Here is a 24,669-nt window from a genome sequence, read left to right on the forward strand (position 1 = left end):
TGACCTTAGTACATCAATAAATAAATTAGCAAACCACTCAGCATAATAGGTTCTCATGGCAAAAAGTCGGTTATTTCGTTCAACCATGGTAGTCAGTAGCATGACCATGCTGTCGCGTATTTTAGGTCTGGTACGTGATATCGTATTACTAGGCGTCTTTGGCGCTGGTGGTCTGATGGATGCCTTTTTGGTCTCCTTTAAGATACCTAATTTTTTACGTCGTCTATTTGCTGAAGGCGCGTTTAGCCAAGCCTTCGTACCCGTTCTATCAGAATATAAAGAAAAATATAGCTTACAAGAGGTACAGATATTAGTCAGCCGTACTTCAGGTGCGCTGTTGCTAATTTTGTCCATGCTCACTGTCGTGGTGATTTTAATGGCACCGTGGGTAGTGACTTTATTTGCTCCAGGTTTTGCTGATCAGCCCGATAAGTTTGCTATTACTGCTGAATTGCTACGTCTAACCTTTCCTTATTTACTATTTATCTCAATGACTGCTTTTGCTAGCGGTATACTGCAAAGCTACGGACGCTTTGCGGCCCCTGCCTTTGCACCGGTATTATTAAATCTATGTATGATTGGCGGTGCGTTGGTTTTTTCTCCCATGTTCGAGACGCCCATTATGGCGCTCGGTTATGCGGTCGCTATTGCCGGCTTATTACAACTATTACTGCAGTTACCGCAGTTGTCACAACAAAAGCTATTAGTTCTGCCTAAAATCGATTTTCAGCACGAAGGTGTCAAGCGCATATTAAAGCTGATGTTGCCTGCTATCTTTGGGGTGTCGGTTACTCAGATTAATCTATTATTAAATACTATCTTTGCTTCATTGATGATTGGTGGCTCGGTTTCATGGTTATATGCCGCTGAGCGCATGAGTGAGCTGCCACTTGGCTTAATTGGGGTGGCGATTGGTACGGTTATTTTACCTAGCCTATCAAAAAGTGAGGCCAAAAAAGACGATATTAGCTTTAAAAAGACTATTGATTGGGCAGCACGTTTAATTATTTTGGTGGGTGTACCTGCATCGGCGGCCTTATTTATACTGTCTGATGTGCTGATGCAAGCGTTATTCTTACGTGGTGAGTTTACCTTACGTGATGCGCAAATGAGTTCGCTCGCGTTACGTAGTATGGCGGGTGGCATATTAGGCTTTATGCTAATTAAAGTCTTTGCCCCTGCTTTCTTTGCTCGTCAAGATATACGAACGCCAGTGAAAATTGGTATTATTTCCGTTTTTGCCAATATGATTTTTAGCGTCATCTTTATCGGGATATTTTACTTTTTTGAGATTCCACTGCATGGTGGTCTGGCACTTGCGACGACCGGCGCATCATTTGTGAATGCAGGCTTATTGTATTATTTCTTACATAAACGCGATATTTTCCGTTTTGGCAGTCACTGGAAAAAGCTGTTTGCGCAGTTTGCGATTTCTACCAGTGCCATGGTCGCTGTGCTTTATGTCATGCTACCCTACTTTCCAACCGATGATGCTCAGTGGCGACGTTTGGTTGCGCTACTGATTATGTGCACGGTCGGTGCACTGATTTATGGTGTGGTGTTATTAGCAACAGGCTTCCGTCCTCGCCAGCTTAAGCATGGTTAGAATGATTTAACTTACGAAACCAAAACAAGGTCAATATGAGAATTGACAATGAATGATGCTGATAGTTGCCATAATGGCTCATTGTTAAATCACTCACTATTAAGGTTTTATATGATAAATCGGCAATTCACAGCTCGACGCTTACCTAAGATTGTTGCGACTGGTTTACTTGGTTTTTCTTTATTTAGTGCCGGACTGCTGATAAGCGGTTGTAGCGATAATGATAATGTGCAGAGCAAGCCAGCGAACGAGACGACAGACAGTTCATCTGCCGTAGAGAGTGCTAAAAGTACGGATGATGTCGCGGCTAATGCTGATGTTAATAAGGCTAATAGTATAGACGACAGTGCCTCAGCTACACCCAATACGGACATTGTTAGTCACGATATCAGCCCTATCGCAGCAGCCGTTAAAGAGCCAAGTATACTAACCAATAAAACCCAAGTTGGTACGCCAGAAAATACGGTCAAGCTAGCACTTGATACTTTATATTATGGCGATATTGAAAAGGCTGCGACTTATTATAAAGTCGATATGGAAGATTTCGCTGAAGAGTTAAAAAATACTCAGTTTGCCTTTAAGCAGACGGTTGAAGCCGTCACTATTATTGATACCAAATACAACAGCGACAAAACAAAGGCAACCGTCATCGGTGAGCTCATGCTCAAAGGCCAAAAACAACCTGCACCCCTGACTTATGAGCTACAAAAAATCAATGGTGAATGGAAAATATTGGGCTAAAACTGTTCAGTATAAATAACGGTTTTAACGCTTGTTACTATAGTAAGTTCAAAATGAAACACCTATGATTGTCACAACATTCTGCTGATATAAATTTTTCTCGCTTGCTGTGCGCTTCGCTAGACAGAGGCTTCGCAAAACTCATATTAGCAACACTATATTCTTTTTAAAGTGAATCGACTATATCGTCTGGAATGACGGTCTTACCAAGCATCACCACATCAGCGATAAAGCCATCCATGTCACAAACCCTTGGCATATAGCCCCATTGCTCAAAGCCAATTTTACGGAATAGACCTAAACTTGGCTGATTATGAGCAAAAATAAGCGCTATCAAATTATGAATCTCAAGGCTTGGCGCTTGATTCAGCATCCAGCATAGCAATAAGCTGCCCAGCCCTTGACCATGGTAATCCTTGTGCAGATAAATGCTAATCCCACTACTGATATGATAAGCCGGTCGCGCATACAAATCACTAAAGCTGCCCCACGCAACTATTGGGGAACATTCTTTTTGCTTCGCGCTGTCGATACCTACTATACCTACTATATCTACCATTCTAACGACATAAATAGGTCGCGTTGCACTGTTGAGGTGTTCCTCAAACCAAGCTTCGCGCTCTTCAGAAGTTACTGGCGTTAGATTGGCCGTTGCTTGTTTACCGGCAATACTTTGATTATAAATTGCTAAAATTTCTGCTAAGTCGTCTATGCTTGCGCGCTGCACAAGAAATTTATCGTTGAGTTTATATGCTGCTAATAGATGCAGCATAGAATGAGGGACATCATTAGTATCAGACTTAGCAGTGGCGTTAGAAGCAAAATCAGACATAGCATTCCCATGATTAACGGTAATTAGTAATTGGTAATAGAGGATGTGCGATAAATCGTTAACGATTAATCATTAATGGCTAAACCGTTAATTAATAACAATCGCGAAATGAGCAAACAACCATAAGCCAGATAAAATTACTAACTTTTAAGGTTGCTGGCGTTGTTCTTTTATTATCAGCAGACTATAAGATGTTAGTATGGCTATTTTACTTTATAATGGCTGATTTTAAACGCCTCGATTTTAAATATAGAAGTGTTTTTTCACTTTTTATCTGGTCTTATTTATCATAGCTGAAAATTTATGAACACCTATTTTCTTGAGCAATTGATGGCGTCTTCAGACGCTTCGCATAACAACACCAGCCCAATAGCTTTAGCGCCTTGCGTGCTTACTATCGGTAACTTCGATGGCGTGCATTTAGGTCACCAAGCGATGCTTGCTCAAGTCCGCGAGATTGCACAGGTGCGTAATCTTGGCTCTGCGGTCATGATATTTGAGCCACAGCCACGTGAGTTCTTTGCTCCAGCTACTGCCCCGGCACGCCTAACCAATCTTGCTGAAAAGCAGGCGTTGCTAGCAGAATATGGGGTTGAAACCTTGATTGTAGCGGGCTTTGATGCCGAATTTCGCTCATTATCAGCACAGGCATTTGCAGATATATTAGCGCGACGCCTCAATGTAAAAGCCTTGGTATTGGGTGATGACTTCAAATTTGGTCATGACCGTACCGGTGACAGCCAGTTTTTGCGTGATTATGGCTTGCATGTGACCAATCTACATACCGTCACAGATAGCAGCGATAAAGCGGCGCGTATTAGCTCAACCCGTATTCGTGATTTATTATTGGCCGGTGATATTAGTGCTGCTAATACGTTACTTGGACGCGAGTATGCGATAACAGGAGCGGTCGTCGGTGGTGATAAAATTGGTCGAACGATGGACTTCCCTACCGCCAATATTGACTTAAAGCGCATAAAGCCTGCTTTACACGGTATCTTTGCGGTCGATGTCGTCAGCCTCGATGAGGGTGGTAATGTCATACCTAATGGCTTAACAGTTCGCACGGATGGCGAGAATAAAGGTGTAGCAGGGTTGCGTCCGCATAGCTTGTTTGGTACGGCCAATCTTGGCACCAGACCATCGGTGGATAAAAAACACGATTGGCGGTTAGAAGTGCATTTTCCAGAGTTGCAAGCTGACTTATATGGTCTAACCTTGCAAGTGCGCTTTTTGCACTATTTGCATGGCGAACGACATTATGAGAGCCTAGAGGCCTTAAAAGCTGGTATTCATCACGATGTAAAAGAATTACTTGAGTGGCGATCAAAGCAAACAACCCGCTAGAAAATATAGTTAATAAATAAAAAAAGCCCACAGCATTGTATCGTTGTGGGCTTTTTTATAAGTGAGATTTTTATAAAAATCTCATTTTCTTCTAAGCGTCTGGATGCAGTCGCACATTTAAGTCATCAATGACCTCAACCCATTCCGCATCTTTTTCCCATTCTTCTTGTAGAAAAGCTCGTTGACTGTCCGTCCAAATCTTAGCTTCTATTAACTTCTCTTCTTTTGCCAATTTATTATTGTCGATAAAGCTATCAATTGCTTCGTCTGAGCTATCCAGCCCTAACTGAGCAAATAGCTCATTCATATTATATTCAGGTTCACCCAACATAACTTTCTCCTTAAATGATACAGATTAATGACACAGATTTGTATGTGCTTATTATTTAGACTAACCATTTTATTGTAGCAAGCTTTATAATAATAGCTGTTAATCAACGTTTATCTAACGTTATCAATTGTATTAACAGTCTCGCGTTGATGGTACAAAACTGAGAAGTTATGAAAGCAACTTATGTTAAGCATTAGAAAACAGCAGATTCTAAAGGGATATGCTAAACCACAAAAAAGCCCTCAAAGTTTGTGAGGGCTTTTCATACATCATATACGTGTTATACATTATATGCTTAATAAACAGGGCTAAATTTTTAGCTGTTTAGCGACTTATGGTAGTAAGTGTGCTACTGCATCACGCTCTTCATTAAGCTCTTGCTCAGTGGCTGCCATTTTCTCTTTTGAGAAAGCTGAAGACACATCAACGTCAGCAACGATAGACCAGTCGCCATCTTTACAAGTACATGGGAACGAGTAAATCAAGCCTTCAGAGATACCATACTCGCCATTAGAGTAAACACCCATAGATACCCAGTCGTTATCATCAGTACCCATTACCCACGTGCGTACGTGTGCAATTGCAGCGTTTGCAGCAGAGGCTGCAGAAGAGGCACCACGAGCTTTAATGATTGCCGCACCGCGTTGTTGTACTTCTGGGATATAAGTCGCTTCATACCATTCGCGATCTACTAAATCTAATGCAGGCTTACCGTTTACGGTGCAAGCAGTCAAATCAGGGTACTGAGTTGATGAATGGTTGCCCCAAATGATCATTTTTTTCACGTCATTAATGGTGCTGTCAGTTTTACCTGCTAACTGTGCCATTGCGCGGTTATGATCCAAACGAGTCATCGCAGTAAAGTTACGTGGGTCTAAATCTGGTGCATTACGCTGAGCGATAACCGCGTTGGTATTAGCAGGGTTACCTACTACTAATACTTTAACATCACGGCTAGCAACGTCATTCAATGCTTTACCTTGCGCTGAGAAAATCGCAGCGTTGGCCTCTAGCAAATCTTTACGTTCCATACCTGGGCCACGAGGACGTGAACCTACTAATAAAGCATAGTCAATATCTTTAAACGCAACAGTGGCATCATCAGTTTGTACGATACCTGCCAACAAAGGAAATGCACAGTCTTCTAATTCCATGACCACACCCTTTAAGGCGTCTAGTGCTGGAGCGATTTCAAGTAATTGCAAGATTACTGGCTGATCTTTACCTAGCATTTCACCAGATGCAATACGAAATAACATAGCATAGCTGATATTACCAGCGGCACCAGTTACGGCAACACGTACAGGCTGTTTCATAGAATATTCCCTAATTGATTATTAGATAATTCATGATTATCATTTTAGATATCGACTTGCTAGATGAATAATAGCAGTCATAAACCGAGGGTTAGTGTAGCACTTCAGCCTATTAACCGTCTAGAGAAAGCGAGAAAGCTATCCATAACTATATTGTTACATTTTATACGAAAAAATATCGACAATTGTTATAGATAGCTATATTAATAAAGTAATAGAGGAAGACAGAATAAGATTTAAAGTATGCTTTATCAGAAGCATTTCGATGAATATCAAAACGTTGAAAAAAGTTTTTGAATGATTGGCGCTGCCGGCTAATGACGTGCTTCGGATACGCAACTCATAACTAAATTAATAAAGGAATATTATTTACCGCCTGAAATAATAAATTTACTGCCGCAGTTATCCACGACATTATGACAAGTGCCGAATTGACTACCCTCATAACAAACATGCACATCGGTCAATATCATCTGACGACGACTACCGACTTGACAGATTAAATCAACACTAGCAGGAGACATGCCACTATTAAGCTGGGTCATTTGCCCAATAAAACGAGATTTTAGCACCGTATAGCTATTCCCAGTATTTAACTCATTAGGCAGCTTTAATGCACCAGCATAGTTGGTGATTTGCCGAAAATAACTACTGGCGCTGAGCGGACTACACGCGCCATAACGCTGCCAGGCTTGGGTACGCACCGTCGTATCAGGCATGATACGGTTGACCACTTTTAGCTGTAGCGGTGTCAGACGTGGCTCGCTACCGCGCCCACAGCGCTCACCGTAGCCCATATCTAAGCCTGATACCGTTAAAGAATACCCTTCTAGGCATTGGCGCATACGAGAACGCGTTGGTTGTAAATTACATAAGGCTGGCGTCATCTCAATCATCAATACGCGCTGTCCGATTTTGGCAGCATTAGCAGCTTGCGCAGGCAGCATTGTCGCCCCTTGCAGCAATAGCAAAGCGGCAATACCGGTAGCAGTACGGCCTTTACTGACATACTTTTCGCTCATCAAGCACTTATTTACATGATCTGATAGCACTGTCTTTGACATCGAGCCCACCTTGGTCTGAATAGATAGCCGACACCTAGCTTGCGACGATATGGGCAGATTGAAATATGTTTTAATCATAAGGAGTTAGAGCATTTAGCAAGGATAAAAGTAGCTTATAAGCTTAGGTGCTAGCGCTAAAAGCGCCTAAATTAATAACCTAAGAATACACGGAGCAATGCAAATGATAATTAAAGCAATGGTAGCAAAATGCTTTTTTTAATCTATAGCAAAAACGTAAGCGTCATTTGAGCTGGGCATCATCATTATATAAACTGAACGTCATTATCATCATTGAATAGTGAGGCAAAAATAAAGATATGAAAAAACCACTAACAGTCTTTACCGTTAATGGTTTTTTAGTAGCATCAGTAAGCGTTAGAATCCGGCAGGTACGGTACCCATACGCTGACTAATTGGCTGACCACGACCTAATAGGCTGCTATAAATAGTGGCATTTTCCATCACGTGTTTGACGTAATTGCGCGTTTCAGGAAAAGCAATCGATTCGACATATTGATCTGCCGCCAATGAGCCATAAGCTGGCTGCCAACGCTTGGCATTGTTCGGGCCAGCATTATAGCCAGCCGTTGCCAATACAGGTTGGCTGTTCAATTTACCAAAGATATCACCCATATACCACGTACCATAACGGATATTGGTATCGCCACTATTGGCGCGGCTAGCACTGTAGGTCTCACCCAAATTGCGAGCGATATATTTTGCAGTATCTGGCATGACTTGCATCAGTCCACTCGCACCAACATTAGAGCGCGCAGAGGGTACGAAACGACTCTCTTGGCGCATAATACCGTATGCCCATGCCGGATCAATACCAGCTGATTGACTGTAGCGAACTACAGCACTTTGATGTGGCATCGGATGCGATATAGCCAAGCTATTTACGCTGTCAGTATTATCAATCGCATATATCGCACGGTCGAGCCAACCTATGTCATACGCTTGGCGAGCAGCAGCAATAATCAAATTATTATCACGATTATCACGCGCTTTTTTCACCGCCCAGTTCCATTCGCGATTGGCATAGGCGCGACTGGCATCGGCGTTATATAAAGCAAACGCTCGAGCAAAATGTGGATTCTGTAACGCACGAGCTCGATCAGCGCTGCTGACATTTGGTAAATTACTACCACCCAAACGGCTAGCATCAAAACGTTGACCGACTTTATCTTTTGCCATCAAACCATAATATTCGTTGCTCTTCGCTAAATTTTGATACATTTTCTTAGCGGTATTACGCTTGCTTGAATCGTTTGACTGCTCATACGCACGTGCCAGCCAATATTGCCATTGGTTGGTTTTTTGCGACTCAGCATCCATTCTTGAGATGGCTTCAACCACATCATCCCAACGACTAAAACGAATCGCTGCCATGGCATAATATTCTGCTTCTTCAAAACTAAAGTCATTGTCTAAGCTATTACGGAACCAGTCAACGGCTTCAACGTTAAAGCCATCGTCGGTATTGTGATTCATGCGCTGTACACCAAGGGTACGATAGGCTGCGCGGCGAGTATCATCAGTCAATAATTTAGCTGAACGCTGATTGTCTTGTTTGATATCAAAATCTAACTGTAGCGCGGCCTCACGATAAGACTTTTCTGCTATACGCCCTATCGCATACAAGTACAAATATTGATTGTTTTGGCTAGCAGGCTCACGGGCAAAACGACTGAAGAATGACGATGGGCTTAGTTGGATTTCACTCAATGACGAATAAGGAATAGGCGTGCCCAAACGTGAAGACAACGCCATAATATCGCCGGTCTTACCTTTACGTAGCATACGTTTAAGACGAGAAGTGCGGTCTTGATTACTAATCAGCGCGTTGTTATTCATCTCTAGCGCCAACTGATCACATAGAGCAGGCTGCTTTTTGGTCGTCAGCCACACATCAGACTTCGCTGCCATGGCGCGCATGGTATCGCCGCCGTTATTGAATCCCAACGCAACGGCACAGCGTTCACTGTCATCGGCGTTGGTAATTAGATTCGCAACTTGCCGTACTGAAGCATAATCATTTGACCCAGCTTTGGTTTCAGCAAAATCAGCAACCAGCTTTTCCGCCATAACTGTATCCGGATATTGGCGTACAAACTGCGATACAGCCGCTGAGCTTTGCGAATTAAGATCCAGATTCATCCGCCAGTAAGTTGGATACATGGCAAACAAGCCGCCGCTCATTGCTTGCTCATGATTATAAAGCGCATTAACATCGCCGCGTTCTGCCGCAATTGCCGCCGCAGTGAAGGAACCCACTCCATTGTCTGGCTGATAACCGCTATTTTGTGGCGAGCTGTTTTGTTGAGCGTTATTTTGTGTGTAACCGTCAGGCTTATAACTCTCAGGCTGGTAGCTTTCTACTTGATACTTGCCTTCTTGTTGGTATGTACTACTATCGCCCCATGTCAATTCTGCGCAAGCAATTTGCGAAAATCCTAACGCTCCTACCGCTGTCGCCAAACTCAGCGCACTGGTTCTGAGCCCGGTTTTTTTAAACCGTTCGGGCGTATGATTTTGATGATGAGCATTCTTATCCATGATACCAGGAGCAACCTGCGGCTTTGTCATACTGACTCTCTTTATAATATGTCTAAATAATTCATCTAAGTAATGTGTCTTAAGTAATTTTTCTAAAACGGTGTGAATCGCAATTTATTGAATAGTGCTGATAGGATTGCATTCATCATACTATACTCGTTGCACTTTCAACCATAAGCTTTACTTTTCATTAATAAACGGGATAGCACTGTGTAACACAGAGGTGTTATCAAGCATTAATCATTGTTCATTATTACTGATACCAGTTATAGCCAAACAATGCTCGATAAGCAATTGATACTATTATAAATAATCTAACATACTTATAATCATTAGCAGAAGCTAACTTTTCACATTGACGTAAGGTTGTGATAAAATACGCCACCTGTTAATCGCCTACCCCGCTATATTTTTAGTCAATCATGGACTTATCCTTATGAGTGTTACTGTATTCAATCCTCGCCTCGATGACACTGCTGTCGCTGACATCACTACTATTGCGCCTGCTGTCACTGCACTCAAAGAACCAAGTTCAGCCGAAGCACCGGTAAAAGCAGCAACTAAAAAAGTATTTATCACCACCCAAGGCTGTCAGATGAATGTCTATGACTCGGGCAAAATGCTCGATGTCCTTGGCGACTCACACGGCATGGAAGTGACTCATGATATCGATGAAGCCGATGTACTACTGATGAATACCTGCTCCATTCGCGAAAAAGCCCAAGAAAAAGTCTTTTCAGAATTGGGTCGCTGGCGCAAACTTAAAGAAAAACGTCCTGACCTCGTCATCGGCGTTGGCGGCTGCGTCGCTTCACAAGAAGGCGACAACATCCAAAAACGCGCGCCTTATGTTGACATGGTATTCGGTCCACAAACCTTACACCGTTTGCCAGAGCTGTATGACCAATCACATGAGCAACGCGAGATTGCGCCTAAAAACCGTATTGGTACAGTGGATGTATCTTTCCCAAGTATCGAAAAGTTTGATTTTTTACCAGAGCCAAGAGTAGAAGGTTATAAAGCCTTTGTTTCCATCATGGAAGGCTGCTCAAAGTATTGCTCATTTTGCGTCGTTCCTTATACGCGCGGTGAAGAATTATCACGTCCACTTGATGATGTATTAGCAGAAATTGACAGCTTAGCGGCACAAGGCATCCGCGAAATTAATCTATTAGGCCAAAACGTTAATGGCTATCGCGGCGAAAAAGACGACGGCAGTATTTGCCGCTTCGCTGAGCTATTGCACTATGTCTCGCACGTCGATGGCGTTGAGCGTATTCGCTACACCACCAGTCACCCGCTAGAATTCACCGATGACATCATTGATGCTTATGCACAATTGCCGGAGCTGGTATCACACTTACATCTGCCGGTTCAGAGCGGCTCAAATGCCATCTTGGCGGCGATGAAACGTAACCATACTATTGACGTTTATATCAATCAGATTAATAAACTTAAAGCCATTCGGCCTGATATTTACTTATCGAGCGATTTTATCATTGGCTTCCCAGGGGAGACCGATGAAGATTTTCAAGCGACATTGAATTTGGCAAAAGATTTAAATTTCGATCATTCATATAGCTTTATTTATTCTAAACGTCCAGGTACGCCAGCAGCAGAATTGCCTGATGATGTTAGCTTTAAAACTAAGAAAGAGCGCTTGGCAGAATTTCAGCAAGTGATTATTGATTCAACGCTTGCGAAAACTCATGAAATGGTTGGCACCACGACTCGCGTATTAGTGGAGCAAGTTGCCAATCGTCATCCTGACTGCTTAATCGGTACGGCGGATAATACTCGTACGGTCATGTTCCCTTATGATGTTGATAAAATGGACGAGTTACTTGGCAAAATCGTCAGCGTGCGCGTGACTGACTTTGTTAGTCCGCATATGGTAAAAGGCGAGCTAATCAAAATATTGGCATAACCGTTAGAAAATAATCTTGAATAAATAAAAAAGCCGTTCGCTATTAAATAGTGAACGGCTTTTTTTATGCTTGTTTAAAAGCTTTATTTACAACACCTTTTAGTAATTCCTCAAACCTGAGACAGCGTATAAATAGAGCTAATCGCAAGCAACCTGATTGAATCTCTGTATCAGCGTAAGGTCTGTAGCGGTTAATTTTTATTTGAAACCGCCCTTATTTATTGTTGAGATTACTGTTGCACCTTACTATCATAACTTATTTACTAAAACGACTAATTTGCTCCATTGCTTGCTTTAATAGTGCGTAATCGGGTTCCTCTTTCAATGGCTTATACTCCTTATCAATGTATGAAAATTGTCCTGCAGAGCCAACCTCCATAATATCCTGATGAGCAACTACAGCGTATTTGCTATAGCTAGAAGAAAGCAACCAATCACGATCAACAGGCTTACCCAATAAATCCACTCCCATAGAATAGTCTTGTATTGGATTTTTCACTCCAAGATAGTTCTGTAATAGTGTTGGTACAACATCTTGATGGCTCGTGAAGTAGTTATTCCAGCCATCGACATTTGTAGGCACGTTTTTACCAACGATAACAAAAGGAACGTGTATTTGAGGGTTTGAAAAATTACTGTTATGTCCCCAATAGTTCTGCTTATTATCATTTATCTCTTCGCCATGGTCACCTGTAATAATGACGATAGTGTTTTCCATCTCTCCTGAGGCATTCAATTCATCTAATACTTGCTTAGCAAGACTGTCGACAAAATGTACGCTTGTTTTATAACGATTCATTAATGGTTCAGGATCAGTTTTATTATTTAACTTTAAATAATTGACTTCAGATAACATTGGCTCATAGCGATGAGGATAGTCTTTAGGGAAGTCATAGCCATGTGGTGAATCATAAAATAAAAATGAAAATGAAGGCTTTGAGCGGTCTTTTTGTGCAAACCAGCTTAACCATTCTTCTGTAATATTTTGGTCGCGCTCAACCGCTGTACTGCCTTTGGACTCTTTGCGAAGATTAGGCACTTTTAAAAACACGGTTTGGTCAAACTCAGGATTATGTAGCTGTGCAGATGCGAATATCCCTAGCGGGTAATCTAAATCTTGCATACGATCGATAAAAACAGGGCTTGTTTTATTATCTATTGCACTGTGCCAGTACGTCGATGGAATGCCATAAAAAAAACCAAAAATCCCTGCTCGCGTTGCGTTTCCTGTTGATAGATGGTTTTGGAAAATTGTACCATTTTGAGAAAAATTCCAAAGATTTGGGGTATTTTCTGCATTAAAAGTATCTGCTCGCCAAGAATCTATGACTAAAAAGACAATGTTCGGAGGATTTTCTACGACTTGAGTTTGCAATGGTTGTAATGGAAATTTAAAATCTCCTTGTTTTTGCATAGTCATCAATTTTTGCTTTTCTAAAGCTTCCTCATCAATCCAGCCATATTTAGTCATTAAACTATTAGAAGTCATTGGATAGAACAGTGGTAGATAGCGTTTAAGCTGCGTCACTGATTGGTAAGCGTGCGCTGCGGCCCAAATATGGATTAGATGACTTAGCAATAGAGCTGTTACTGCTGATATGCTAAAAATACGCCCTGTTTTTGCTGGCAATCTAATCTTTCTTTCATCAATTGCATATAAAACACCTAATTCTATAGCAAATACCAATACCACAGCACCTATGACCATTAGCCAGGTCGCTACAGATAAGCTAACAATTTGTCCTGCGAATATCAAATCTAACATTGCAGGATTGATATGAAAGCGATAGCTTGCGAATACAGCAGTATCAATAAATAGATAAACCAATATTAACGATGCTAATGTCGCAACGATTATTCGGCGTATCCAACCATAAGGTAAAAAGAAAAAGGGAAGCAGAATAAGGCTCACAATAGCCGTCAAAGCAACCATATGTGAGAATGTCGAAAGGACTAAAAATAATAATCCTAGCATATCACTCGGTACTTCAGGTAAAAACCTTAAGTATCGTAAGGCGATAAAAATAGCGAAAACAGAGTTGATTAGGATGAAATATCCATAAGTCGTTAATCTTTCTTTAATAGTCATATTATTATTAAGTCGCAATAAAGTTGAATGAACTAAAACCTTTTACGCTTTATGCAAAATGATTGGTTCAATCATCGGTAATAATGGCATCAAGGATAACGTAGTAGTCAATTTTTAGGCTGTACTGGGCTGATTTGAAAATAACTGGGGTAAAAATAGCTTTACTGAAAGTAAAGCTCATTAAATAAAAAAATGGTTAATTATAGGACTTTTAAATGATTTGAACAATTGTTTTAAGGTCATTTTAAGATAAGCACTCTTTTATATTAAGCTTGCGATGACGTCAGCCAATAAAGCGGCGGCAATTAAGATAAATATCACCCCGCAACCACGATTAAGCCAAGCTAAACGCTCGCCAACATCCAACCAACCTGCCAGCTTTTTGCCGCCAATCGTATAGATAAGTTGCCAAATCGTCTCACTTAAAAACAGCCCTAACGTTAGCATGATATATTGTGGCCATAGCGGCGCACTGAAATTGATAAATTTAGGAAAAAAGGCCGCAAAGAATAAGATCGCCTTCGGATTGGATAGTGACACCCACATACCCGTCCGAAACAGCATCCAATCGCTAGGCGCTGCCCTAACCGCTGCACTAGAGAGTGAGCGCGGCTTAAGTTTATCAGGTTGCTGGATATTATCAGGGCGATTAGAGCTCGTTACTAGTTCTGCGCTAACCTCCGCACTCATTGCGCTCATTACACTGGCATCATCCATTAAACTGTTGTTAGCGGCATTGTCACGCCATGACGAGATACCCAAATAAATAAGGTAGATGGCACCTACTGTTTTAATGACCGTCAATAACCACGGCGACTGCCGACTGATAACATCCAATCCCAGTAGCGTCGATAGTAACAGGATAAATAACCCAAGGCTTAGACCTGCCAGCGTCCATAGTGTCCGCTTGACGCCATAATTAAGACCATACTGAAATGCCAGTAGCATATTCGGACCGGGAGTCGCTGAGATAAAAAACGTACTTGCAAAAAATACCGCAAACAGATGCCAAGACATCAACTAACCCCTACTTTTTTATTTGAAATTAACTGACTACACGAAAAAATAAACACCGCCATAAAGACGGTGTATTTTATATCAACTAATACCGAGAAAGCGCAGTTTATTTATCCACAGTACAACTATCTAATAACTTTTGTAAAAAACTATCACAGCGCTCAATCTCACTCAGCGCGACATATTCATCAGCTTTATGTGCCTGCTCAATACTGCCGGGCCCACAGATAATGGTTGGAATACCACTATTGGTAAATTGTCCACCCTCGGTTGCATAGGCAACTTTGTGACGTTTATCATCCCCCGTCAGTGCGGCTATTAGCGCTTGTAGCTCGGCGCTATCATTATCGGTCATTGCTGGCACGCTTTCCTCTTGCATCAGCTCAATACCAGTTTCTGGTGCGCGTGCTTGCATTTGTGCTGTTAATTCTGCAACTTTTTCTTGAATCGGTGCGAGGATATCGTCCTGTGTCATATGCGGTAGATTGCGATAATCAAAGGTAAACTCACATAAATTAGGCACAATATTAGTCGCTGTACCGCCTTGTATCGTTCCTACAGATAATGTCGAATAAGGCACATCAAACAGCACATCATTATCATCACGATGGCTAATCTCTTCAGCCAAGGTATCGACATAGCCAATCAAACGGCTGGCATAACTAATGGCGTTCACACCTGTGGCTGTCAATGACGAGTGCGCAGATTTGCCATGCACGCGGCAACGATAAACGGCAATGCCTTTATGCGCCACTACCATCGCCATATTGGTCGGCTCACCAACGATACAATAATCTGGTATGATACCGCGTGCCTTTAAGTCTGCCAAAATTAATGGCGCGCCCAAACAGCCAATTTCTTCATCGAATGACAGTGCCAAATGCAATGGACGACGTAGCTGACCACTATTTGATAGCTGTACCGCTTTTGGCAACAACGTCAATGCACAAGCGATAAACCCCTTCATATCACAAGCACCGCGCCCGTATAGCTTGTCACCACGTATCGTTGCGCTAAAAGGCTCTGATGTCCACTCCTGACCATCGACCGGCACCACGTCAGTATGACCCGATAGTACAAGACCATTATTTACTTTATCCGCATTTTTCCCTGCTGGTACTGTAACGAATAAATTGGCTTTGTTTTTGGCGTTATTAAAGGTCAAATCTACTGTTAAGCCTAATTGCTCACAATAGCGTTGCGCGTCTTCAATTAATGCCAAATTTGAATGGCGACTAACCGTATCAAAGGCAATAAGCCTTGTTAGCCAGTCGATGCTGTTTTTAGGATAATCAGCATTAAACATAGCTTGTTTTTTATCATTATTGTGAGTTGCGACAGTCATAAGATATCCTTATCACGATACAAAATAAAAAGACCTCAGCCTTTTTGGAATGAGCCTTTTTGGAATGAGCGTTGTTGCAGTGCCTTTACTTCTGCATCTAATCCGGCTATCGGACCTTCAACTGGGACATCAGGCGCAACTTCTTGAATAGACAAAGTATTGATCGGTGACGAGGATTTAACACCCATCTCCTTCATCCACTCGCCCAACTGTTTTGAGGAACTAACATAAACAATGCGGTCGAGGCCTGCCCACGCATGAGCCGCTGAGCACATAGCGCAATGCTCACCGGAAGTATAAACCACTGCTTGCGCACGCGCATCGACAGTCATATTTTTTGCCGCCCATTGGGCGACGGCAATCTCAGGGTGATACGTTGCATCAACCGTATTGGCACGATTACGATCTTCGCGTAATACATAACCCTCGCCATCGACCAGTACGCTACCAAATGGCTCATCACCTGCCTCTAAAGCTTCGGTGGCAAGCTCAACGCAGCGACGCAGATGTTGCATATCATTGTCAGTTATCATTACTATCTCCTTTTATCACCTTACGGTAAATCGCAGTTCCTATTGCACTTTATATTACACCACATTGCGTCGCATTATTTTGCGTCGCACCATCTTGCCTTGCATCGAAGCATTTATGATGCATTTCATTTACGATGGATTGTTTTGATTCATGATATCAATCACTGGTGGCATTGGTTTTGGTAGCTTACCTTCTGCTTGTAGCTCTTTAGTGGTTTTGGCATCGATAGCAAGTCCAGCGATCAGCGCAATATCTTTGACCGGCTTACGTTGACGAGTGGCAAAACTTACTGGAACCATACGCGCAAACTCATAAATATAAAGATAAGACTCTTCACCGCCTTCAAAATCTTCATCATCTTCTAGACGAATTCCCCCAATTTTGGCCAAATCCGATAACATCTCATTCTCTTCGCTACTTAGACCGCAATCAGTAATACCAAAACCTGTCATAAAACCATTAGCCCACTGTTTCAGAGCCATCACGCGCTCGTATAAGTCATGTTCATCATCAGGAACTAGTGGCGTATAAGAATAGGCATCCTCTTTGTCTTTTAGCTGAAACACTGTATCTTCTGCTTCTTCAGTCAGCAAGGTCAATGCTTCGTCAGGTAGTGGCGCAAAACTCAACTCCTCAAATACTTTTGCCCATACCTGCTCGTCAGGCGCGTCACAAGCTGTCATCAGCCCCGTCATTAGACCATGTACCTCACTGATAGACACATCAGTCCAGTCGTCAAATGCCTTTAGCCACGTATTCCAGCCAGAGATATTGTCATTCATAATAGATGTCCTAATAGTTGGTTGTTAATGATTGCTTATAAAATAAAAATAAACGCAGCACGATGTCATCGACAAGGCTGCGGCTAATAAAAATAAAGAGATTAAGCCCAATGCGGGTAATTACTTTGTTGGTATAGATATTATGCGGTCACCTATGGCATTATTAAACGCAGACAACAAAATTCATTTACGCTTACTTGTTAAGGATAAAAACTGACTATGTATGACCAACTTAGAATATTAGAAAAAATGATACTCGACATCAAAAAACAGTATCAGCTTGTCAGTGCTGAACTTAGCAGCCTCAAGCAACAACCCCTTACCGATCCACAAGAACTTACCGCCTTAAAAACCAAACTCGATAGCAGCTATACAGAACGCGATGGTACCAAAAAACAATTAAACGATCTCGATAAGCGCTACCAAAACCTAGCAGAAGCACACCACATGATTGGTGAAGAGCAAGATAAGCTACAAAAGCAGATTAGCCAATTGCAACAACAAAATAGCGAGCTGCAGCAACATAATAATGAATTAAAACAGCAAAATAGTGATTTGAAAAAGAAAAATGAATTGGCAGCTGAACGTACACAGGTAGTATTACAACGCTTAACTCGTATCGATCAAGCAGAAGGTTAGTGATAGCTTAAATCAACAGCAATTCACCATCGTTTTTTGCCTATAAAGCTAGCACGATATTCACTGTCATATCTTATATGACCCACTTTACTGACCAGACATTGTAGGATTTATCATGACCGATAACCAGACTAAATCTATAGAAAAACAGCCGCAAGAGAGCCAAGTAAAAAATAGCCAAGTAAAAAGTAACCAAGCACAAACGTCTGAGCTTAAATCACAGAACGTCGTTTCAAATCATTCAAACACACAAAGCGACGCTGCCAAACCTGCGGCTAAAGTCACTAGCGCCCCTGAACCACAAGTCAAAAAAGTCGATATTGCAATTGCCGGTGTAACCTATCCGATTTATTGTCCAGTACATGAAGAAGAAGAATTGCGTGCCGCGGTTTTTTATATCAATGATTACGTGCTAGATCTCAGAAGAAATTCCCCGAGTCTTAGCCAAGAAAGCTTACTAGTACTATGCTGCTTAAATTTATATGAGAAAATTCAGACTAATAAAAGAGATGAAGAAGACCGCTTACAGCAAGACAAGCAGTCTGTCGCTCTTTTAAATAAAGTCATCCAAGACGCGCATTCCATTTTATAAGCCAGTACTGCAATTAAGTTAATAATGATATATTGAACAAAAAAGCGCTTAGCTTTAATAAACTAAGCGCTTTTTTAGCTACGAGCAGTAAAATAATTATTTATACATCTGAGTTATAAACCCTTCCAGCATGAAAATCCGCTTGGTGCTCATAATTGCAAAAGAATAGCGCCTTGTTATCTTCAACGTTGCTATTATTGCTAATGCTCTCACTATCTACAGCCAAGCTTGGATTGCTCTCAAGCACACCTCGATATTCAGCTAAGCTATTGCCACAAAAATCGCACTGACGCAGTGTGATCACATCGCCTTTTTTTGGCATCATGCTTTTGGGCGCACGTGGGTACATAAACTTATAAAACCCCCACATCGAAACCCAGATAATGATGATTACAATGATAACGGCTAACACGGCAGTGCTCCTTCAAATATGGCTGAATACATTATAAACTCAACGCTTCAGAATAATTACATAAAAAACTGGCCACATTGAGCCAGTTTTCATTTTAAAAAAATAAATTATTTAGCAATTATGCTGACAATATTATAACTGCAGCTCACTAATATCCGCCACCGTCAAAAATAAAGCACGTACTTGTTTAAGTAAAGCTAAGCGATTCGCTTTGAGTGCCGCGTCTTCACTATTAACCATCACATCGGCAAAAAACTGCGTCAATGGCGCATCTAAGCTGACCAAGGTTTGCAATATTTTTGTATAGTTGGCAGTTTCAAGTAACGGCGTGACATTCGACTGCGCTTGTTGCACAGCCTCATATAGCGTTTTTTCGGCGTCCTCGGTTAATAGCAACGCGTCAACCTGATCGGCGACTACTCCTTCAGATTTAGCTAAAATATTGGCAACACGTTTGTTAGATTCAGCTAACATTGAAGCTTGTGGCAGCTCGCTAAACGCTTGTACTGCACGAATACGCTGATCAAAATCAAGCGGCATGTGTGGATTAATGGCTTGTACTGCTTGAATGGTATCAACGCTGACACCCTGCTCGGTATACATCGCCCGATAGCGGGAGTTTAAAAATGCCAATACTTGGGTAAAGGTATCGCCCATCTTAGTAATCTTGCTACCGTCAGCAGTACTATAGTTTTTAATCGCTTGCTCAACTAAGGCAACCAAGTTAATTGGTAACTGCTTTTCAATTAGAATACGTAAAATACCAATCGCTGAGCGACGTAAGCTAAAGGGATCTTTTGAACCAGTAGGCGCTTGGTCAATAGCAAAAATACCCACTAACGTATCTAAGCGATCCGCAAGCGCTAAGCAGATACCAATTGGTGTTTGCGGTAATACATCACCGCTAAATTTCGGCAAATACTGCTCTTCTAAACTTGCTGCTACCGCTTCAGCCTCATTATTCAGGCGCGCATAATAAGTACCTGCGATACCTTGCAACTCAGGATACTCACCGACCAATGAACTTGCCAAATCCGCTTTAGATAATATTGCGGCTCGTACCGTTTCATCGATATCAATCTGTTGACCTTGCTGCTGCATTAACGCAGCGATAAAAGCAGCAAGCTTAGCAATACGCTCAGATTTTTCCCAAATAGTACCCAGCTTATCTTGGAATACACGAGTTTTGAGGGTTTCTGTTAGCGCAAATAATGGCTGTTTTTGATCTTGTAAGAAGAAAAACTCGGCATCAGCCAAACGCGGACGTACAACTTTCTCATTACCTTCAATAATTTGATTGGGATCTTTAGATTCAATATTGGTAATAAAAATAAAGTAAGGCTGTAGCGTACCGGCTTTATCCGTCAAGCAAAAATACTTTTGATCCGCTTGCATGGTAGAGATAAGCGCTTCTTGTGGTACTTGTAAAAAGCGCGGCTCAAAGCTTGCACGTAGCGCAATTGGAAAATCAACCAAGGCAGTGACTTCATCTAGCAAACTTTGTGGCACGATTGCATCTGAATTAACCTCATCTGCCAATGCTTTGACTTGATTTTTAATCAGCATTTGGCGCTTATCAAAATCTACCACCACTTTTAAGCCATCAAGAAGTTGCTCATAATCATTGGCGTGATCGATAGTATAGTAATCAGAGCTATGGAAACGATGACCGCGCGTTTGATTACCAGTTTGATGACCTTGGATAGTCGCATCAATGACAGCATTATCTCGCATCAATACTGCCCACTGTACTGGACGCACGAATTCATTGCGGCTGGCGCCCGAACGCATACGCTTAGCGATTGGTAGGTTATCAAGTGCGGTTTGAAAGATTGCAGGAAGCAGCTCAGTCGTTGCTTGACCCTGAATCGTTTGCACATAACCGACATAATCGCCTTTATCGGTATTAATAGTCGTCAGCTCGCTGGCTTCAATACCTAAACCTTTTGCAAACCCCATTGCTGCGCGTGTTGGATTGCCATCCGCATCAAACGCGGCTTTAATCGCAGGTCCACGTTTTTCTTCAGTACGATCCGGCTGCTTATCAGCAATACCTTGAATCTGAATCGCCAAACGACGCGGTGCCGCAAAAGATTTAATACTATCGAAGCTAATATCCGCTTCATTCAATTGCTCAATGACACTTGTTTGTAACGCGTCACGTAAAATTTTTAAGCTTTTTGGAGGTAGCTCTTCACACCCCAATTCAAATAAAATAGTACTCATGGGATGCTCCTATTTATGGTTATTAGTAGATTGGTTGTGGTCTGTACTTTCAGTTGCAACGTCTTCTTTTGGCAAATACTTATCAAGCGCAGCTTGGCGATGGGCTTCATCTGCCAATGGGAAGCCAAGCTTGGCGCGTGCCTCGACATAACCAATGGCCACTTTACGAGCCAGCGTACGTACGCGTAGGATAAAGCGCTGACGCTCAGTGACTGAAATCGCACCGCGGGCATCAAGTAAATTAAAGGCATGTGAGGCTTTGAGAACCATCTCGTATGCTGGTAGCGGCAAACCTTCAGCCACTAGCTTATCCGCTTGTTGCTCATAGAAATCAAACATCTGATCCATCATTGGTACATCGGCGTGCTCAAAGTTATAGGCAGACTGTTCAACTTCGTTTTGATGAAAGACATCGCCATAAGTGACACGTCCAAATTCGCCATCTGCCCAAACTAAATCATAAACGCTATCGACGCCTTGCACATACATCGCCAAGCGCTCAAGACCATAAGTAATCTCGCCCGTGACTGGGAAACACTCAAGACCGCCCACTTGCTGGAAGTAAGTAAACTGGGTCACTTCCATACCGTTTAGCCAAATCTCCCAACCCAGACCCCATGCACCAAGCGTAGGCGACTCCCAGTTGTCTTCAACGAAGCGCACATCATGAACCAATGGATCAATACCAATCGCCTCAAGTGAGCCTAAATATAGCTCTTGGATATTAGGCGGATTAGGCTTGAGCACTACTTGAAACTGATAGTAATGTTGCAAGCGGTTTGGGTTATCGCCATAACGACCATCCGTTGGGCGACGTGACGGCTGCACGTAAGCGGCATTCCAGCGCTCAGGACCTAATGAGCGCAGAAACGTCGCGGTATGAAAGGTACCCGCGCCAACTTCCATATCATAGGGCTGCAAGATAACGCAGCCCTTGTCAGCCCAATAATTCTGCAAGGTCATGATTAAATCTTGAAACGTCATCGGTTGAGGATCTTTGTCTTGTATCATCGGGGTTGTCGCTTGGGATGTCATAGTTTCGGGTATCATAGTTTGAAGTGTCATAGCAAAACCACTGTGAATTAGTATTAATAAATAAATTTTTGATAGCACTCGTATAGCCTATTTGGCAACGATGCTATTTGCCTGCTCACCTTACTAAAAATTGACTATTTTATCTATATTTACATGAACTAAATTTATGTTGTGGACAGAAATATTCACTAATAAGGCTCATTTACAAGCAAACTGATGCAATAAAAGCCATTAAAGCAATAGATAAAAAAATACCCAAATGCGCGAGCATTTGGGCAGGAGGAAAAGTATGTCTTGGTATCCTGATTAGTCAGGCTTTTTGTTTTTTGGGGAACAGCTATTTCTTATTAAAACCTTTTACATTAAATCTGTTTTGCTAAGAATTTTTTATCAAAGCTATTACTAATTACGAAATCACTGATAAGACTGACTGTTTGCTTTCGGCATAATGATCCATAAGATAATGTAGATTAAAATACCCGGTACTGCTGCACTTAAGGTTGAGACAATGAAGAATAGCAACCTGACCCACGTTGGTGACCAACCGACATATTCTGCAATGCCGCCCATCACACCCGCTATCATTTTATTATTCTGTGACCGATGTAATTTTGCTAATTTAGCCAAATCAAATACCTCTCTTACAGTTATTTATTTTATTTCTATTTTTAACGTTAATATTTCTTTTACCATTAATGCTTTTAACAGACTTTAAAGATTTTTTATCTTTATTAACTTATGAATAAGTATAGCAATCATTTATATTATATCTGTTGAGTATATAGACGTGCTTTGTGAGTTTATGCTACTTAAGCTTACTCTAACCTGTCATTAACACCCGTAAACCCCTGATTTTAAATAGTTATTTCAAATTGTTTCAAGATTAACTTTGTTTCTCGCATCTTGCGCTTTCTTTACTCTACTTTTGCCAGTCTAGGATTTATTTAAGTTGATAAGAAGTTAGCAGATAACGTAGCCGAATCATAAAAATAAGAAAAGACCTAACTTAATGCCAAGATAATAATTTGGTTTGGCATCTAAAAAATCTGACGATATTTACAATAACCTACCTGTAAGTGGCGACATACCTTTATACCATACAGTTAAGAAAACAATGTATTAAAGCATTGATAGCTTTTAAGCGTTATCAATAGCATTGAGTATAACAATGCCAAAATAAGACAAAAATAAGGATAACTATGTACGAATCAGGATTGATGATTGGGCATTTTGAGCCACTACATTTAGGACAAATGCGCAGCATATTGGACGCAGCAGGACAAGCAAAAACGCTTCATATTGTCATCATGGCGCATCCGTCACCACACCCAAACTTCAACATCACCTTGCAAGATAAAGCGCGGTGGTTGCAGATGGCTTGTGCCAACTTACCTTTTATTCATATTCATACCACTGATGAGATTGAGTTGCCGTTACATGAAAGTTTTGCTGACGTCAGTATTGATATGGCTGCTAGTAATGCTAAGTTACAACATTTGACTGAAGCTTTAAATTTACCAGCTAAGACGGTATTGTTTGTCGCAGAAAACCATCCATTGGCAGATTGTGAGGCACAGAGTGATGTTGAAGAGCAATTACTGATGCAAGTCGTTACTACTCCGCTACAGCCTGATTTTGACTCCTACGCCATCGCTCGTGATCCAGTAGCGCACTGGTCAGCGATTCATCCGCAAGCACGAGCTGACTATACTAAGACGGTCGCCATCGTCGGCGGTGAAAGCTCCGGTAAAACCACATTGGTACACAAACTTGCCAATTATTATGGTGCCAGCTTTGCGCTTGAGATGGGACGGATTTATGTCGGAACAGACTTGGGTGGTAGTGAGATCGGGCTACAATATAGTGATTACGGACCTATTGCTTTACATCATGCCCAAGCCATTCGCGATGCCGCGAGCGTAGCAACCGCGCCCGTCACTATTATTGATACGGACTTTGTCACTACCCAAGCTTTTTGTGAAGAATACGAAGGTCGTACGCATCCTTTTGTAGCAGCCTGTATCGATGAGTTCCGCTTAGACCACACCATCATGCTGGACAATAATACGCCATGGGTAGCTGACGGCATGCGTTCATTAGGCGATCCTGACGCTCGCGGACGTTTTGAGCAGCGGCTAGTAGATATTTTTGCCCGTCATAATATCGAACCACACGTGATAGATAAGCCCGATTATGATGCTCGCTACAAGCAAGCATTATTACTTATCGACCAATTCATCTATGGCAAAAAACCGTAAAACAATAAAGATACTCG

Annotated in this window: 21 protein-coding genes; 7 read left to right on the forward strand and 14 right to left on the reverse strand. The window is 41.8% G+C overall.

Annotated elements, in window-relative coordinates; all coding sequences use genetic code 11:
- Nucleotides 1-55: 55 nt before the first annotated feature.
- Entirely contained in the window at nt 56-1,606 is a 1,551-nt protein-coding gene (murJ, locus tag EPB74_RS09230) for a murein biosynthesis integral membrane protein MurJ (RefSeq protein WP_274903926.1), read from the forward strand.
- A gap of 111 nt (nt 1,607-1,717) precedes the next feature.
- Nucleotides 1,718-2,347, forward strand: a complete 630-nt coding sequence (locus EPB74_RS09235; protein ID WP_274903927.1) for a hypothetical protein — start codon at nt 1,718-1,720, stop codon at nt 2,345-2,347.
- 166 nt (nt 2,348-2,513) lie between these two features.
- Here the strand turns inward: EPB74_RS09235 and EPB74_RS09240 are convergent, their stop codons facing one another.
- Complete coding sequence (locus EPB74_RS09240) at nt 2,514-3,179, reverse strand: GNAT family N-acetyltransferase (RefSeq protein WP_274903928.1); 666 nt, start codon at nt 3,177-3,179, stop codon at nt 2,514-2,516.
- A 303-nt stretch (nt 3,180-3,482) separates the two neighbouring features.
- On the opposite strand from EPB74_RS09240, the gene ribF reads away from it, so the two are divergent.
- Nucleotides 3,483-4,526 carry a bifunctional riboflavin kinase/FAD synthetase gene (gene ribF, locus EPB74_RS09245; RefSeq protein ID WP_446740035.1) on the forward strand — a complete coding sequence of 348 codons (1,044 nt, stop codon included), beginning with the start codon at nt 3,483-3,485 and terminating at the stop codon, nt 4,524-4,526.
- A gap of 91 nt (nt 4,527-4,617) precedes the next feature.
- On the opposite strand, the gene EPB74_RS09250 is transcribed toward ribF, so the two are convergent.
- From EPB74_RS09250 to EPB74_RS09265, 4 genes are all read right to left on the reverse strand, one after another.
- The gene (locus EPB74_RS09250; protein WP_079692542.1) at nt 4,618-4,857 is read right to left on the reverse strand and encodes a DUF2789 domain-containing protein; all 240 of its coding nucleotides are present in this window, start codon (nt 4,855-4,857) and stop codon (nt 4,618-4,620) included.
- Nucleotides 4,858-5,189: 332 nt separating this feature from the next.
- A complete protein-coding gene (locus EPB74_RS09255) occupies nt 5,190-6,173 on the reverse strand; it encodes a malate dehydrogenase (RefSeq protein ID WP_079692543.1) in 984 nt (327 codons plus the stop codon).
- Between the two features lie 365 nt (nt 6,174-6,538).
- A complete protein-coding gene (locus tag EPB74_RS09260) occupies nt 6,539-7,237 on the reverse strand; it encodes a ribonuclease T2 (RefSeq protein ID WP_274903929.1) in 699 nt (232 codons plus the stop codon).
- A gap of 375 nt (nt 7,238-7,612) precedes the next feature.
- Complete coding sequence (locus EPB74_RS09265; RefSeq protein ID WP_274903930.1) at nt 7,613-9,826, reverse strand: lytic transglycosylase domain-containing protein; 2,214 nt, start codon at nt 9,824-9,826, stop codon at nt 7,613-7,615.
- A gap of 406 nt (nt 9,827-10,232) precedes the next feature.
- Between EPB74_RS09265 and miaB the strand changes: the two genes are divergently transcribed.
- The gene (gene miaB / locus EPB74_RS09270) at nt 10,233-11,723 is read left to right on the forward strand and encodes a tRNA (N6-isopentenyl adenosine(37)-C2)-methylthiotransferase MiaB (RefSeq protein WP_274903931.1); all 1,491 of its coding nucleotides are present in this window, start codon (nt 10,233-10,235) and stop codon (nt 11,721-11,723) included.
- Nucleotides 11,724-11,979: 256 nt separating this feature from the next.
- Here the strand turns inward: miaB and EPB74_RS09275 are convergent, their stop codons facing one another.
- The 5 genes from EPB74_RS09275 to EPB74_RS09295 all read right to left on the reverse strand — a co-directional run bounded on the left by EPB74_RS09275 (nt 11,980) and on the right by EPB74_RS09295 (nt 17,490).
- Nucleotides 11,980-13,812, reverse strand: coding sequence for a DUF3413 domain-containing protein (locus EPB74_RS09275; RefSeq protein ID WP_274903932.1), 1,833 nt, complete (start codon nt 13,810-13,812; stop codon nt 11,980-11,982).
- A 261-nt stretch (nt 13,813-14,073) separates the two neighbouring features.
- Nucleotides 14,074-14,829, reverse strand: a complete 756-nt coding sequence (locus EPB74_RS09280; protein WP_274903933.1) for a LysE family translocator — start codon at nt 14,827-14,829, stop codon at nt 14,074-14,076.
- A 106-nt stretch (nt 14,830-14,935) separates the two neighbouring features.
- On the reverse strand, nt 14,936-16,174 hold the full coding sequence (gene argE / locus EPB74_RS09285; RefSeq protein ID WP_274903934.1) for an acetylornithine deacetylase: 1,239 nt from the start codon (nt 16,172-16,174) through the stop codon (nt 14,936-14,938).
- Between the two features lie 35 nt (nt 16,175-16,209).
- Nucleotides 16,210-16,707: a nucleoside deaminase gene (locus tag EPB74_RS09290; RefSeq protein ID WP_274903935.1), complete on the reverse strand. Its 498-nt coding sequence runs from the start codon at nt 16,705-16,707 to the stop codon at nt 16,210-16,212.
- Nucleotides 16,708-16,836: 129 nt separating this feature from the next.
- On the reverse strand, nt 16,837-17,490 hold the full coding sequence (locus tag EPB74_RS09295) for a UPF0149 family protein (protein WP_274903936.1): 654 nt from the start codon (nt 17,488-17,490) through the stop codon (nt 16,837-16,839).
- 219 nt (nt 17,491-17,709) lie between these two features.
- On the opposite strand from EPB74_RS09295, the gene EPB74_RS09300 reads away from it, so the two are divergent.
- Both EPB74_RS09300 and EPB74_RS09305 read left to right on the forward strand, forming a co-directional pair.
- Nucleotides 17,710-18,129 carry a hypothetical protein gene (locus EPB74_RS09300; RefSeq protein WP_274903937.1) on the forward strand — a complete coding sequence of 140 codons (420 nt, stop codon included), beginning with the start codon at nt 17,710-17,712 and terminating at the stop codon, nt 18,127-18,129.
- A gap of 115 nt (nt 18,130-18,244) precedes the next feature.
- Nucleotides 18,245-18,721, forward strand: a complete 477-nt coding sequence (locus EPB74_RS09305) for a cell division protein ZapA (RefSeq protein WP_274903938.1) — start codon at nt 18,245-18,247, stop codon at nt 18,719-18,721.
- A gap of 100 nt (nt 18,722-18,821) precedes the next feature.
- On the opposite strand, the gene EPB74_RS09310 is transcribed toward EPB74_RS09305, so the two are convergent.
- The 4 genes from EPB74_RS09310 to EPB74_RS09325 form a co-directional block, all read right to left on the reverse strand.
- Nucleotides 18,822-19,133, reverse strand: a complete 312-nt coding sequence (locus tag EPB74_RS09310; protein ID WP_446740036.1) for a hypothetical protein — start codon at nt 19,131-19,133, stop codon at nt 18,822-18,824.
- 132 nt (nt 19,134-19,265) lie between these two features.
- Entirely contained in the window at nt 19,266-21,359 is a 2,094-nt protein-coding gene (gene glyS / locus EPB74_RS09315; RefSeq protein WP_274903939.1) for a glycine--tRNA ligase subunit beta, read from the reverse strand.
- Between the two features lie 9 nt (nt 21,360-21,368).
- The gene (gene glyQ, locus EPB74_RS09320) at nt 21,369-22,343 is read right to left on the reverse strand and encodes a glycine--tRNA ligase subunit alpha (RefSeq protein WP_274903997.1); all 975 of its coding nucleotides are present in this window, start codon (nt 22,341-22,343) and stop codon (nt 21,369-21,371) included.
- Nucleotides 22,344-22,808: 465 nt separating this feature from the next.
- Nucleotides 22,809-23,021, reverse strand: coding sequence for a PspC domain-containing protein (locus tag EPB74_RS09325; protein WP_079692554.1), 213 nt, complete (start codon nt 23,019-23,021; stop codon nt 22,809-22,811).
- Between the two features lie 572 nt (nt 23,022-23,593).
- Between EPB74_RS09325 and nadR the strand changes: the two genes are divergently transcribed.
- On the forward strand, nt 23,594-24,652 hold the full coding sequence (gene nadR / locus EPB74_RS09330; protein ID WP_274903940.1) for a multifunctional transcriptional regulator/nicotinamide-nucleotide adenylyltransferase/ribosylnicotinamide kinase NadR: 1,059 nt from the start codon (nt 23,594-23,596) through the stop codon (nt 24,650-24,652).
- The last annotated feature ends 17 nt before the right edge of the window (nt 24,653-24,669 follow it).

This window comes from Psychrobacter sp. DAB_AL62B (genome assembly GCF_028895345.1).
Lineage (GTDB): Bacteria > Pseudomonadota > Gammaproteobacteria > Pseudomonadales > Moraxellaceae > Psychrobacter.

Bases quoted from the DNA above. Each gene is read 5' to 3' on its own strand.
- murJ (WP_274903926.1), top strand. From the start codon at position 56: ATGGCAAAAAGTCGGTTATTTCGTTCAACCATGGTAGTCAGTAGCATG.
- EPB74_RS09235 (WP_274903927.1), top strand. From the start codon at position 1,718: ATGATAAATCGGCAATTCACAGCTCGACGCTTACCTAAGATTGTTGCG.
- EPB74_RS09240 (WP_274903928.1), bottom strand. From the start codon at position 3,179: ATGTCTGATTTTGCTTCTAACGCCACTGCTAAGTCTGATACTAATGAT.
- ribF (WP_446740035.1), top strand. From the start codon at position 3,483: ATGAACACCTATTTTCTTGAGCAATTGATGGCGTCTTCAGACGCTTCG.
- EPB74_RS09250 (WP_079692542.1), bottom strand. From the start codon at position 4,857: ATGTTGGGTGAACCTGAATATAATATGAATGAGCTATTTGCTCAGTTA.
- EPB74_RS09255 (WP_079692543.1), bottom strand. From the start codon at position 6,173: ATGAAACAGCCTGTACGTGTTGCCGTAACTGGTGCCGCTGGTAATATC.
- EPB74_RS09260 (WP_274903929.1), bottom strand. From the start codon at position 7,237: ATGTCAAAGACAGTGCTATCAGATCATGTAAATAAGTGCTTGATGAGC.
- EPB74_RS09265 (WP_274903930.1), bottom strand. From the start codon at position 9,826: ATGACAAAGCCGCAGGTTGCTCCTGGTATCATGGATAAGAATGCTCAT.
- miaB (WP_274903931.1), top strand. From the start codon at position 10,233: ATGAGTGTTACTGTATTCAATCCTCGCCTCGATGACACTGCTGTCGCT.
- EPB74_RS09275 (WP_274903932.1), bottom strand. From the start codon at position 13,812: ATGACTATTAAAGAAAGATTAACGACTTATGGATATTTCATCCTAATC.
- EPB74_RS09280 (WP_274903933.1), bottom strand. From the start codon at position 14,829: ATGTCTTGGCATCTGTTTGCGGTATTTTTTGCAAGTACGTTTTTTATC.
- argE (WP_274903934.1), bottom strand. From the start codon at position 16,174: ATGACTGTCGCAACTCACAATAATGATAAAAAACAAGCTATGTTTAAT.
- EPB74_RS09290 (WP_274903935.1), bottom strand. From the start codon at position 16,707: ATGATAACTGACAATGATATGCAACATCTGCGTCGCTGCGTTGAGCTT.
- EPB74_RS09295 (WP_274903936.1), bottom strand. From the start codon at position 17,490: ATGAATGACAATATCTCTGGCTGGAATACGTGGCTAAAGGCATTTGAC.
- EPB74_RS09300 (WP_274903937.1), top strand. From the start codon at position 17,710: ATGTATGACCAACTTAGAATATTAGAAAAAATGATACTCGACATCAAA.
- EPB74_RS09305 (WP_274903938.1), top strand. From the start codon at position 18,245: ATGACCGATAACCAGACTAAATCTATAGAAAAACAGCCGCAAGAGAGC.
- glyS (WP_274903939.1), bottom strand. From the start codon at position 21,359: ATGAGTACTATTTTATTTGAATTGGGGTGTGAAGAGCTACCTCCAAAA.
- glyQ (WP_274903997.1), bottom strand. From the start codon at position 22,343: ATGACGTTTCAAGATTTAATCATGACCTTGCAGAATTATTGGGCTGAC.
- nadR (WP_274903940.1), top strand. From the start codon at position 23,594: ATGTACGAATCAGGATTGATGATTGGGCATTTTGAGCCACTACATTTA.